General features: G+C 54.0%; 10 protein-coding genes. All 10 read right to left on the reverse strand.

The genetic code is table 11. The features are described 5' to 3' along the window. Positions 1 to 165: 165 nt before the first annotated feature. The 10 genes from AB182_RS00875 to AB182_RS00920 all read right to left on the reverse strand — a co-directional run bounded on the left by AB182_RS00875 (position 166) and on the right by AB182_RS00920 (position 11,525). Complete coding sequence (locus AB182_RS00875; RefSeq protein WP_047368786.1) at positions 166 to 498, reverse strand: hypothetical protein; 333 nt, start codon at positions 496 to 498, stop codon at positions 166 to 168. Positions 499 to 597: 99 nt separating this feature from the next. Next, complete coding sequence (locus tag AB182_RS00880) at positions 598 to 3,552, reverse strand: YadA-like family protein (RefSeq protein WP_047368787.1); 2,955 nt, start codon at positions 3,550 to 3,552, stop codon at positions 598 to 600. Positions 3,553 to 3,855: 303 nt separating this feature from the next. Next, complete coding sequence (gene traT, locus AB182_RS00885) at positions 3,856 to 4,587, reverse strand: complement resistance protein TraT (protein ID WP_047368788.1); 732 nt, start codon at positions 4,585 to 4,587, stop codon at positions 3,856 to 3,858. A 129-nt stretch (positions 4,588 to 4,716) separates the two neighbouring features. Further along, the gene (locus AB182_RS00890; protein WP_047368789.1) at positions 4,717 to 5,292 is read right to left on the reverse strand and encodes a hypothetical protein; all 576 of its coding nucleotides are present in this window, start codon (positions 5,290 to 5,292) and stop codon (positions 4,717 to 4,719) included. A gap of 23 nt (positions 5,293 to 5,315) precedes the next feature. Next, positions 5,316 to 8,600, reverse strand: a complete 3,285-nt coding sequence (traG, locus tag AB182_RS00895) for a conjugal transfer mating-pair stabilization protein TraG (protein WP_047368790.1) — start codon at positions 8,598 to 8,600, stop codon at positions 5,316 to 5,318. Next, the gene (gene traH, locus AB182_RS00900) at positions 8,593 to 9,963 is read right to left on the reverse strand and encodes a conjugal transfer pilus assembly protein TraH (protein WP_047368791.1); all 1,371 of its coding nucleotides are present in this window, start codon (positions 9,961 to 9,963) and stop codon (positions 8,593 to 8,595) included. The genes traG and traH overlap by 8 nt, the downstream gene beginning before the upstream one ends. Beyond that, complete coding sequence (locus AB182_RS00905) at positions 9,956 to 10,228, reverse strand: hypothetical protein (RefSeq protein WP_047368792.1); 273 nt, start codon at positions 10,226 to 10,228, stop codon at positions 9,956 to 9,958. Before AB182_RS00905 ends, traH begins: the two co-directional genes overlap by 8 nt. 16 nt (positions 10,229 to 10,244) lie before the next feature. Next, positions 10,245 to 10,871, reverse strand: coding sequence for an F-type conjugal transfer protein TrbB (gene trbB, locus AB182_RS00910; protein ID WP_047368793.1), 627 nt, complete (start codon positions 10,869 to 10,871; stop codon positions 10,245 to 10,247). After that, entirely contained in the window at positions 10,858 to 11,073 is a 216-nt protein-coding gene (locus tag AB182_RS00915; protein ID WP_047368794.1) for a hypothetical protein, read from the reverse strand. The genes trbB and AB182_RS00915 overlap by 14 nt, the downstream gene beginning before the upstream one ends. After that, positions 11,070 to 11,525 (reverse strand): hypothetical protein, encoded by a 456-nt coding sequence (locus AB182_RS00920; RefSeq protein WP_047368795.1) that lies wholly within the window; start codon positions 11,523 to 11,525, stop codon positions 11,070 to 11,072. Before AB182_RS00920 ends, AB182_RS00915 begins: the two co-directional genes overlap by 4 nt. Between the last annotated feature and the right edge of the window lie 6 nt (positions 11,526 to 11,531).

Raw genomic sequence — 11,531 nt, forward strand, 5'->3', positions numbered from 1 at the left:
TAATGCGCAGGGGTAATCCGCCCGTGTGAAACGGGCCGACAGTCTGTACAAGGGAATTAAGTATGTGGGCCGGGACCGGCCCGAAGGGGCTGATTATAAGGCGCGATGTGACGTCTTAATCTCGCTTCATCTTTCAGATTCCGCGCCCCGTTCCGTTCATTACCTTCAGACCGGACGGCGCAACAGATGAAAGATACGTTTAGCCGTGCGTTGTGCGTCATTCAGAATGCCGACCGTCAGAAAGGTCAGCATGGAGGCCAGGGCACTGACAGCGATGAAAAACAGAATAAACACCATCAGGTTCGTCAGCCCCGTCCAGTTCCACGCGCCAGCCCCGGCATCCTGCAGGACGGTCGAGTAGCTGAACAGGACTGAATTCTTGGCCAGCCATTTGATCACTGGCGCACCAAACTGTTCGGTCAGGAATGCCATCCAGGCGGACAGGACGAAAATGAAAAACATGACTTTTATTGATGTACTCATAAATGTTTTTTGCATGGGAATGTTCCTTAAAAATCAACAAAGCGTGTTCTGTTGCTTTTGGTGAAGCGAGGACTGAAAAAGGGATGAGTGCTGACAGGGAACGCGAATGAATACCTACCAGCCGACAGCGAGGCCACCGGCCACGCCTACCGCCTGGCTGGAATCCCATGTCAGGCTGACGCGCGCATTAACCCTCGGGCTTAACTGCCGCTGAATGCCACCGGCAATGGCCGTTTCACCCCGGTATGATCCGATGGCCATCCCGAAACTGTTGTCGACGTCTTTAGTCAGATAGGGAATATTTGTCAGTGCCATCACGCCGGCGATACCGGCATTGGCGCGACGTTCATTACGGTTAACCCGGTCATTGAGTTTGCTGAAGCGCTGGTTGGTATAGTTGCCGGCGCTGGCAAGCGTGTTCGCATCACCTGCAATGCGGGCGTCATGCTCACTGGCTACCAGGCTGTCTGTCCGGGAGTTGATGGCTGTTTCCCGCTGGTCTGTATACGCTTTTGCGCTGCCCAGCGTCTGCCGGTCCCCCTCGATACGGGCCAGTTGTTCTGTATCCATCATTTTGTCTGTTCGTTTGTTTATCGCCGTTTCACGGGTGTCGGTGTAACTCCGGGCACCGCTGAGCGTCCGGGCATCACCACTTTCCCGGGCCTGCTGCTCGCTGGCTATCAGGCCGTCGGTCCGCTGGTTAATGACCGTTTCCCGCGTATCGGTATAGCTTTTCGCACTGTTCAGCGTGGCGGCATCCCCGTTCTGGCGCGCCTGCTGCTCGGCGGCCATCAGGCCATCCGTCCGCTGGTTGATGGCCGTTTCCCGGGTGTCGGTATAGCTTTTTGCACTGCCCAGCGTTGCTGCGTCACCTGCGTCACGGGCCTGCCGCTCGGTGGCCATCAGGCCGTCCGTCCGCTGGTTGATGGCCGTTTCCCGGGTGTCGGTATAGCTTTTTGCACTGCCCAGCGTTGCTGCGTCACCTGCGTCACGGGCCTGCTGCTCGGCGGCCATCATGCCGTCTGTCCGCTGGTTGATGGCCGTTTCCCGGTTGTCTGTGTAACTTTTTGCACTGTTCAGGGTGGCGGCGTCTCCGTTCTGGCGCGCCAGTTGCTCTGTGGCCATCAGAGTGTCAGTGCGCTGGTTGATCGCAGACTCACGGGTGTCGGTGTAGGTATTGGCTGCCGAGAGTGTTTCCGCATCACCGGCAATACGCTGCGATTTTTCGTCCGCAACCAGTCCATCAGTCCGGGCATTGATCGCCTGTTCCCGGGCGTCGGTATAGCTGTTTGCGGTACTGATTGCGACGGCAGTCTGCTGGTCATTGTAATTACCTGATTTTGCGAGGTTGTCAGCATCGCCGGTTATCCGATCACTTTTCTCCTGGGCCAGCAGAGTATCAACGCGGCTGTTAATGACCTGTTCGCGTGCATCGGTATATCCCTTTGCACTGTTCAGCGTGGCAGCATCGCCGGCCTGGCGTGCCTGTAACTCGGTAGTGAGGAGACTGTCAGTCCGGGTGTTGATCGCTTCCTCACGAATATCGGTGTAGCCCGTCGCGCTGTTCAGCGTGCTCACGCTGCTGCTCTGACGTGCCTGTTGCTCTGTGGCCAGCAGAGTATCAGTCCTCTGGTTGATAGCCGTTTCACGTGTGTCGGTGTAGCTCGTCGCGCTGTTCAGCGTGGCCGTATTTCCGCTCTGGCGCGCCTGCTGTTCGGTGGCCATCAGGCTGTCAGTCCGCTGGTTTATCGCAGCCTCGCGGGTATCAGTGTAGCTGTTCGCACTGTTCAGCGTGGCCGTATTTCCGTTCTGGCGTGCCTGTTGCTCGGTGGCCATCAGGCTGTCCGTCCGCTGGTTAATCGCAGCTTCGCGGGTGTCGGTGTAGCTGTTCGCACTGTTCAGCGTGGCCGTATTTCCGCTCTGGCGTGCCTGCTGTTCAGTGGCCATCAGGCCGTCAGTCCGGGTATTGATGGCGGTTTCACGGGTGTCGGTGTAGCTGTTCGCTGTGCTCAGTGCAACGGTGGCCGCATCGTGCAGCTGCTTCACATTCACGGCATCGGTGTCTGCCGTTCCGGTAGCGACATTCGTTAACTGGCGCTCATTGCCGGTGCTGCCAAATGACACGCTGCCTGCCCGGCTTCCAACAGAGTTATACCCAATTGCAACCGCGCCATTGCTGGCGTTTGCGTTCTGCCCGATAGCAATAGAATTGGCATCTTTTACTGTGGTTGTCGTACCAATACCAATGGCATCATCGGCATAGCTCATCTGGCTGCCAAAGCCGATAAGAATACCGCCACTGTCATGTTCGCCGCCGGTGATGGTGTTGTTATTGCCGAGGATAGCGGAGTTGCTGCCGGCACTGACCGTATTGCTGTTTCCGGTAATACTGGTGCCGTCAGCGCTGGAGCTGAAACTGGTCGCTGAAAGGTCTTTAACCGTATTATTCGAGCCAAAAATATTGCTGCTTGTTGCCTCAACAACCGTATTGCCGTTACCGATGGCATTGATACCGTCAGACTGAACACTGCTGCTGTAGCCGAATATGTTATTGTAATTACCCGAAGAGGTAATATAGGACCCGGTCAGGTTGGTTGAAATGCCGGTGGTTCTGAGTTCATTGCCCAGCGTAATATTATTTGTCCCGGTCGCATTAATCGTAAAACCAAACGCGCCATTCCCCGATCCATCAATCGTTATCCCTGAACCAAACGCATTTATGTTCCCGTTTTTTGTATTATTATTGTTGCCAAAAACATTCGCATATGTATTAGCCAGTTGGTTATTCTGCCCCATCACATTCACGTCGCCACTGTTTACGACGTTGGCCGAACCCATAATTTCTGAGCAACTGAGATTATTGACGGTGTTGTAACTGCCGTAAATATCTGAGACGGAGTCAGGAGAAGTACAGCCATAACTGGCCCAGGGGCCTGAAAAAGTCGAGACGTTTCCGTCACCGAAAAATGTCAGTCGCGTCTGTGACGGATCTTTAGTATTGGCCGCATGAGCAGAAAAGCAGATCACACCGACAACAATCAGTGCTATTTTGCTGAACGTAGTTTTCATTGGGTATTCCTGAAATGCTGAACGGGGTTATCTGAGAGGGCTACAGGCGGGGCGTGCTGGAACACGCTCCGCCATCCCCATAATCTGGCCGGGTGGAAGAGTTTGTGGGTCAGGCGTAATTCAGGGTTGGGTTTTCATCCACAGGCGCTCGCCGCAACCATGACAGGGCAACGCGCTGTCATGGGAGGAAGCGAAATATCCCCGAAATAACATCATGCACTTACGCTACCAGCCCGGAGACGAGCACGGTGGACGTTCAGAATGACGAAAGAAGGTTTGTGGCGGACACCACAACCCGGGATGTCAAAGGATGCCGGCGATAGATTTGGCCAGTTGCGCTTCAAGTACCGGTTTCGCTTCTTCGAATTTGAGATTCACCTTGTTCGCGTTCGATACCACGCGGGTCTGGTATTTCGTGCGGTTGCCCTGCTCCGTGCTGGTCTGCACTTTAACCCCTGAAGTACCCTGTTTGAGCGCAGCCACATTACTGGTCGTCACAGGCGCTTTACTGCGTTCTGATATCTGCAGATCGGTCACCATTGTGTAATTCACGTCCTCAACCATTGCATCTGCGGCCATACCGACCAGACCCGTAGCCAGCCCGACGCCGAGCGTGGTACCCGCAGACCCGGTGTTATAGGCGGCAATACCCGCCCCCAGTGCCGCTGCGGTTGCACCCCCTTCATAGCCGCTGCTGAGAAATCCCTGGGACTGGCGCAGATCCATTTTTTCAGCTTTGAGCACACTGGCCTGTACCCAGAAATAAGCAGTATCAGATGAGGGCGTAACACGGTAGCCTTTCGCTGTCAGTTCTGACGCTATCTGCGACTGTAATCCCGACATATCCTTATCAGACGTATTCCGCACCTGAATAAAGACTGTCTTTTCAGACGTTGGCTCCAGCCAGATGGTTTCGCTCATCTGAGTTTTGACATCAAGGTCACGCTTTTTGATTGCAGTGCTCATGGCACCACAACCGGATAGCAAAAAGCAGGCAGCAGTCATCGCTGCCACGAGAGCATGGCGGTGTTTCATGGATGTATCCTTTTTGATGATAAAAACGGAACCAGCGCACCTGGGGAGGCACGCTTTTTCAATAGGTATTATTCGGGGAGAACCCTTCCTTCAGGAGTGCGGAAGGGCGCTGTAACAAAGAAAGATGGATTAAATCTTTTTGAGCAGATTACTGACTTTCTCGAGCGCTACTCCCGCACCGAGGCGGTTAATTTCCATTCCTACAACAATATTGACGATAAAAAATAAAGCAGCCTCAGAAGCTGGAACACCAAAAGCAAGCCAGGGAATGAAAGCACACAATAGTGTTGAAAGAAGCATCACTCCTAAAAAGAAAACTACAACTTTCTTAACAACCTTCTTCAAGTGCCTCAAAACTAATGATTTCTCCCGAACTTCATTAGAGATAGTAAGATACAATATAAGGTTGTTGTAAGTCATGAAGGAAAAAAGCAGTCCAATAATTACAGTCGGTGCAATTACTACCCACCCTTCCGATGTTAAAAAATTAAAAAAGCCATCAGAATATAAATTCTTATACCGGTGCGAATCCACAAGGTAAAAAACTAATGTGCTTACTAAACTGAGAATGAGTGACACTACTGGTATAAAGAAACACCTTCTAAGCAAGTCTGAATTAGAAGGAATAATTCTATTTCCTGACGAAATATTGTCAGCAAGCATAGCTATATCTGCATCAATTTCGGTTTTTGTGAAATTACCCATATTCCCTCTCCATTTAGACTCTACTATGAGGCTTTATTCTGTTGAGCTCTTAGTGTTTCTAGTTTTTCTTGAAAACCGCCCCTTTTTTCTGAGCTATCCCAAATTGGCAACGTTTGCTTCAAATCTTCTTCGGTTCGACCAATCTGCTGGCGTTTCACCGCCCCCTGATGCTCTCCCTTGAGTATATCACTGGACGTCTGAACAGTGTTTTTATTTTCGTCAATTTTTCCGCCATTTTCCCTGACAGTTTCCGTATTGCCAGATCTTTGTGCTCTTACACTACTGGCCACATCATTACGGATACCGGCACCGGAAGCCTGCTCGCTTATCCGCTGCGTACCCTGACGAAAATCAGTGTTCATCATTTCCGAAGGGCCACTGGCAGGCGTACTCAGGTTACGCTCATGAATACCGACGTGTACATTTTCCTGCTCACGGCGGACCGGTGTGGTGGAAACCGTTCTGCCAGCAGGCTCATTACCCGGCTGAGACCGGTGCAGTGAACCTGCGCCAGGTCTTTCGGACTCCCCGCCCGGCATTCCCTGCTGCGTCTTCTGTCCCCCGGATGTGCGAACCGTACCCTGTACGTCATAACTGGCGTCATAGCGAGACGGCGTGCTACCTGCCGGTACAACCGGAGAAGAACCCGCAGGCTCACTCTGACCTGCAACTCGCTGACGTCCGCCGCTGATTGTGCCCCCTGTTTCACCGGATGGCGCATTCCGGACCATTGACGTTTGTGGGTCCGGTGTATTGCGACCTGTCACAGTCCCCTCCTGGCTGGACTGCACCGGGTTTTCCAGTGTGCGCGACGGTTGTAATGGCTCACTGTTAACCTGCTCCGTTCGGGCGCCGTAGTTCCGCATGATTTCCGGCTCAAGCCGCTCGTGCATGAATTCCGTCGCTGCTGTCTGCGCACTTTTCACATTGGTCAGGATGTTCTGCGCATCGCTGCCGTACTTCGCCGTTGTCCAGTTCACAAACTCCTGATTGTAGTTGGCATCCAGGCTTGCACTCTGCGATTGTGACAGCGTGGCCATGCGGCTGAATTCCTGGCTGCGTGTGCTGCTTTCGGTGTACTGATGGTACTGGCTTTTCGCATCGTTCAGCGTGGCTGCGAACTGCTGTGCCTGCGAGCTGGACTGGTTGTCCGTATGGCTTCCCGACTGACTCAGGCGGGTCGAAGTGACCATATCCATCCCTTCACGGAAGTCACGTGCTTCCTGGCTGTTCTGGTCATGCCGGTTATCCCGGCTTTCAGAATTGGTGTCCTGTGTGCCGTGCGCACTGCCGGAAGTATGTTGCCAGCCGGTATTAACGCTGGCCTCCCCGCCTACGCTGAGACCGGTCGCCCATTTACCAAGTTTGCCGGCGAGCTGATCGCCGGAATCAAATTTGATGTACGCTTTGCCATCAGCCCCCATGCTGCCCCGGTTAGTGATATCCATGAGCTGGTTATACGCCTGCTGTTCGGAGATATTGTGGGATTTGGCATAACTTTCCACCGCCGACTGCATTTTGCTCGCGCCGCGACTGACATTTGTCGCCACACTGCTGTCGCTACCCTGCGTCATCGTGTCGCTGTTGCCGCTCTGACGGGTCAGCTGGTTCATCTGCTGGAAGCCACTGGTAACGCTGTGGTTGTAGCCATCAAGTGAACTCTGTGCTTCCTGTTGCGCCTGGCGCGCCTGTTCGGAGTACCCACTGCTGGCCAGTGCGCTGAGCCGCATATTCACCGGCAGGTTAGAGATGGCTCCGGAGGTGTCATAGACCTGACTTCCGTCAGCCGTCTGTGTATGCATTGAGCCGTTGGTGGTCTGGAATGCCTGCGAGCCTGAGCGGTGCATCATGTTGGTGTCAAACTTGTTGGCATTCACATTATCCATCGACATGTTGTTAAACGACCAGTTGCCGTCCGCCGTGGTGGAGGCCTGCCCGCCAGTTGCAAACGCCGCCGAACTCATAATGCTCCCCACAGCCTGCGAAGCCACCGAGGCTGCCCCCTTCGTCAGGAAGAAGGCCAGAATCGGTATCGACATGCTGAGATAACCAGCAATGTTGGCCGCATCCGAGTGCTGCAGTGCCACCTGGTCCTGGTTCGCCAGTACCAGTGCCGTGTTACCGGTTTTCGTCTGCAGATAGAAGTTAGCCAGTGAGTTGAGGATGGCAAACATCACCGGCCACATCTGAAAGTACAGAAAACCTCCGGCATAGAGTTTAAGCGTGTTCAGCCCGAAAATACTGTGGTTAACCAGTGCGAGCGCAATGACCAGCGGGAACAGTCCAATCAGGACCAGCATCATCAGCGACTGGAACATTGGCAGCGTGCGTGCGGCTATCACACCACCCGCACCCCAGCTGATGCGCTGTTTGGTCAGGCTGGACTCCGTGGCCAGGTTGAGCAGGTTCGCGGTGTCCGAAGACCGGGCCGCGAAGCCCTTCCAGCCGTCGCGGATCGCAGCATTGGTGATGTTGTTGCGCATAATCTGCGAGGCACTCAGTCCACCGGCGTAGAAAAAGTTATAACTTTCGTTCATTGAACTACTCAGTAGCGCGTTTGCATTGATCCGGTTGCCGAACAGCCGTGTCGCTAACGCATGCCAGGTGGTGCCCCCAAAACTGATATCCGCGCCGATCAGATTCTTAATGACACCGGCGGCCTGCTGGCAGGTAACGAACTGGCGCCCGCCACCGGTATCCTGATACACACCTCTTAACGGACTCGGGTTGTCAGTAATCAGCGTCAGCGGGTCGGTACTGTTCAGCAGCTGTGCCACGGTGTATTTGCTGTTGAGCAGAATGTCACCCACCACACAGTTTTCCACGTAGTCGGTGAGCATCTGAGCAAGCTGTGGGTTTTGTGTCCGGAAATCGGACGACTGCGCCACAATCTGAGAGCCAAAGAGCATGCCTGATTTTGTGTATGTCAGCGAATCGGGCCGTGCGAGCGCATAATCATAAAGCCGGGCGACAGAGAACCCGACAGAAGTCGATAAACCGGCAATGCCTGCCAACCCGGCCGGCACATTATCCACCTCATAGACCGCTGCCGGGTCAGTGATATCAATAATCTGCACGCTACGCTTGGGTACCAGCAGTACCGAGGTGATGATGAAAAAGATGGCGACCCAATGTAGAAATACCATCGGATTGCGTGATTTGATGAAGCTCGCCATCACGCCCAGCACTCCGAAAAGCCCCACAATGCGTTTCAGTGTGCTGTAGGTATCTGAGCCAATAATGGTGACCACGCCATTAAACGTCTGCCGCCACATATCTCCGCCGTAAATGGTCCAGACCTCAGTCATTGCCGGTACCCCACTGGTAGTTGCTCTGATAGGACGTTGAGATAATTGTCGAGACCTGCTGTTGCAGGTACTGCATGTTCCGGTCGATACCGTCGAGGGCATTCTGGTCGGCAGTCGACTGCAGTTTCATCTGCGCCAGCAGTGAGGTCACCGCCAGTACGTTATTACGCAGATCACTGGCGGCCTGTTCCGGGAAGTTTTTACCTGCCAGCGACTGACTTGCCTGTTTTACCAGCTCCTGCAGGTACTGGATCATCATGTCCTGGGCCACAAAGTCTGCGACCTGTAACAGATAGGTTGGACTCATACCCATACTGCGGGAGTTGGTCAGGTATTTCAGCACCGGCACAGACGTGGTATTGATGAAGCCCTTTTCCTTATCCGACAGACCGGTATCGCTACTGAGTTTGCTGTCGATGGAGACCATCAGATTACGCACCTGCGAAACCAGCGCGACGTCGCTGCTGATGGTTACATCCTTTACGGTGGGTCCCAGACACAGGCTGGACTCATCACATCCATATATCTTTGCCGTACCTCCACGCATTAATACACCGACAATGTCACGGTTATCGACCAGCGGAGTGAGGATGGTGACCTGTCCCTGCGCGTTGAAAATGATGGAGCCCACCACACTCATCACAAGCTCTTTAAGCTGCTGATTACCATCGAACAAATGATTGCGCCCCAGTGCGTCCCAGATGAGGTTTTTATTCTTGAGCACCTGGTCTTTTTGGGCATCGGACGCCTTGCTCGTCACGTTGTCGCCCTGCCCTCCGACCGTGCACCCCTGACGCGATGCCGCCCAGTCAGCGAACATGTTGCTTTCGCCGGCGATGTCCTGGCAGATTTTCTGGTTCGACACCTGTGAGACGGGCCACAGCCCGCCGATGATGCCTTGTGCCGCCTGACAGGAGCTCATGTTCATGGAATTAATATCACTGGCCAGTTTCTGCAGAAAGTCTTTCGCCTGCTTGAGTTCCGGGACCATTGTCTGCAGGGCCAGATCAAAAGCATATCCGGCTGCGTTGGACATTATTTGCTTTGCAAAGCGCTGGATTTCCTCTCCACTTATCATGGAGAACGCCCCGAGGTAGGCGTCAATACCGCCACAACCGGCATTGAGTGATGGTACCTGCATGGAAATAAGCTGTACCTGTTTGACGGGATTTCGCAGGTACACTGAGCCACCGGTGAAATACCCGGCTGCCTGCCCCTGCCACGCCTGGGCTTTTGAAACATTCCCGTCAAAACCGAGGCTGCCAAAATAGCCGTTAAGGTCGCCCTGTACATCGGCGAACGCCGGTGTACTGAGACCCAGCACCGTCACAGCAGAAAGAAGTAACTGACGGAGTTTAATCATGCTGAACGCCTCCCCTGGCCGGTTCAGGTTTAAGACACTGGCGGACAACGTAGTGCCCCAGCGCGGTACTGATGAAGCCTGCACTCAGGGATATCATCAGCAGGACCGGACAGTCCTGCAGAATAGTGACAAGTGTGTCAGCGCTCATGGCCCTGACAATCCGTCCGGCCAGCGTGCCGTATATCACCGCAGAGGTGAGAAAGGCGATGGCGAAAATCAGGCATACTTTTTCGGAACGCGATAACGCATACATGGATGTGCTCATTGTTAATCCGCCTGTATTACTGAGTTGTCAGCGCGGCGCTGGCCGGAACCGGCCCCAGCGTGTCCGGGGAAAGATGATCAATATCCGCCTCAATCATCAGCGCGAGTCGCTGACGAAGCGTATTCACATCGGTATCGCCCTGATAAAGCGGATAGGCCGTGTTGGTATGGACGTTGACCATAAACGTGGTGGGGGTGGCAATCGGCAGGCCATTGCCAAAGAAGGTCAGAATTTCACCAGCTATCGGCTCATTCGGTCCGGTTTTGCGCGGGATAAGTGCCACCGGGAAAGCGGTGTCACCGTAGCCATCCAGTGTATAGGGATACACTTTGATCCCTTCCTGGTCTGCCCACGTTTTTAACTGAGGATCAAATTTCGCACTGTACTGACAGCCGCGCTGCATAAAGACCACGATGGCATAGTCATTCAGGTTCACCTGGCGACCATCGGTCAGCGTCATCATGTGCGGCGCTTTCACCGCTGCCGGTCGTGCAGGCTGTGTCCCCGGCAGACCAAAATCCAGCAGGGATGTTCCATGTTGGGCTTTCACCTGCTCCAGCCGGCTGATCTCATCAGCAACACTGGCCTGCACGGCCACCGGGCAGAGCAGTGCCAGCGCGGTAAGCAGTTCACTGTATCTCATGACTGGACCTCCGGTCACGACGGGCGCGTCGGTACGCGACCAGTTCCACTATCAATGCCAGTGCAACCAGTGAGAAGCATATTACACTCCCGACCACCAGGACTTCCCGTGTGAGGATGACAGACCAGGCCAGTAACTGGCGCAGGCAGTTCAAAATGATGCCGGTCATAAAGAGCATGGCGATAAGAGGGAGTCGTTTCATCTCTCACCTCGCATGGTGGGGAGTATTTTCCCGGCCTTTTCTTTTAGCCAGAGGACAATGACCAAAGATTCCTTCATGCCATTCCAGGACCACCATATGCCAGCGCCCAGAATGGCCAACCACAGATAAACATGCCTGATGAAGGTGTCTGTTGACCGCTGCCAGGTGTCAGCATCGACAAGAACACGTTCACATACTGGTTTCACAGAAGGAACGGGGGGAAGGCTGTCTTCCGGCGAGGTGTTACGTGGTGGAACACAATCCCACACCTTACCGGGTGGCGCATCCGCAACCAGACTCCGGGCTTCCTCCATAAACTCCCCCGCGAGAGAGTTATTAAAGGAGAGAAAAACAAAGCCGACAAAAAAGAACAGTGCCGGCGCAGTGACAAAACTGAACCAGAGGGCGCGGCGGAATGTGCACACCACGCGCCAGGTGCTGATGTTATTCATGGGAAC

It is taken from the genome of Phytobacter ursingii (assembly GCF_001022135.1).
Lineage (GTDB): Bacteria > Pseudomonadota > Gammaproteobacteria > Enterobacterales > Enterobacteriaceae > Phytobacter > Phytobacter ursingii.

What these genes read in the sequence shown, in the direction of transcription:
- AB182_RS00875 (WP_047368786.1), bottom strand. Translation starts at nt 498, where the DNA reads ATGCAAAAAACATTTATGAGTACATCAATAAAAGTCATGTTTTTCATT.
- AB182_RS00880 (WP_047368787.1), bottom strand. Translation starts at nt 3,552, where the DNA reads ATGAAAACTACGTTCAGCAAAATAGCACTGATTGTTGTCGGTGTGATC.
- traT (WP_047368788.1), bottom strand. Translation starts at nt 4,587, where the DNA reads ATGAAACACCGCCATGCTCTCGTGGCAGCGATGACTGCTGCCTGCTTT.
- AB182_RS00890 (WP_047368789.1), bottom strand. Translation starts at nt 5,292, where the DNA reads ATGGGTAATTTCACAAAAACCGAAATTGATGCAGATATAGCTATGCTT.
- traG (WP_047368790.1), bottom strand. Translation starts at nt 8,600, where the DNA reads ATGACTGAGGTCTGGACCATTTACGGCGGAGATATGTGGCGGCAGACG.
- traH (WP_047368791.1), bottom strand. Translation starts at nt 9,963, where the DNA reads ATGATTAAACTCCGTCAGTTACTTCTTTCTGCTGTGACGGTGCTGGGT.
- AB182_RS00905 (WP_047368792.1), bottom strand. Translation starts at nt 10,228, where the DNA reads ATGAGCACATCCATGTATGCGTTATCGCGTTCCGAAAAAGTATGCCTG.
- trbB (WP_047368793.1), bottom strand. Translation starts at nt 10,871, where the DNA reads ATGAGATACAGTGAACTGCTTACCGCGCTGGCACTGCTCTGCCCGGTG.
- AB182_RS00915 (WP_047368794.1), bottom strand. Translation starts at nt 11,073, where the DNA reads ATGAAACGACTCCCTCTTATCGCCATGCTCTTTATGACCGGCATCATT.
- AB182_RS00920 (WP_047368795.1), bottom strand. Translation starts at nt 11,525, where the DNA reads ATGAATAACATCAGCACCTGGCGCGTGGTGTGCACATTCCGCCGCGCC.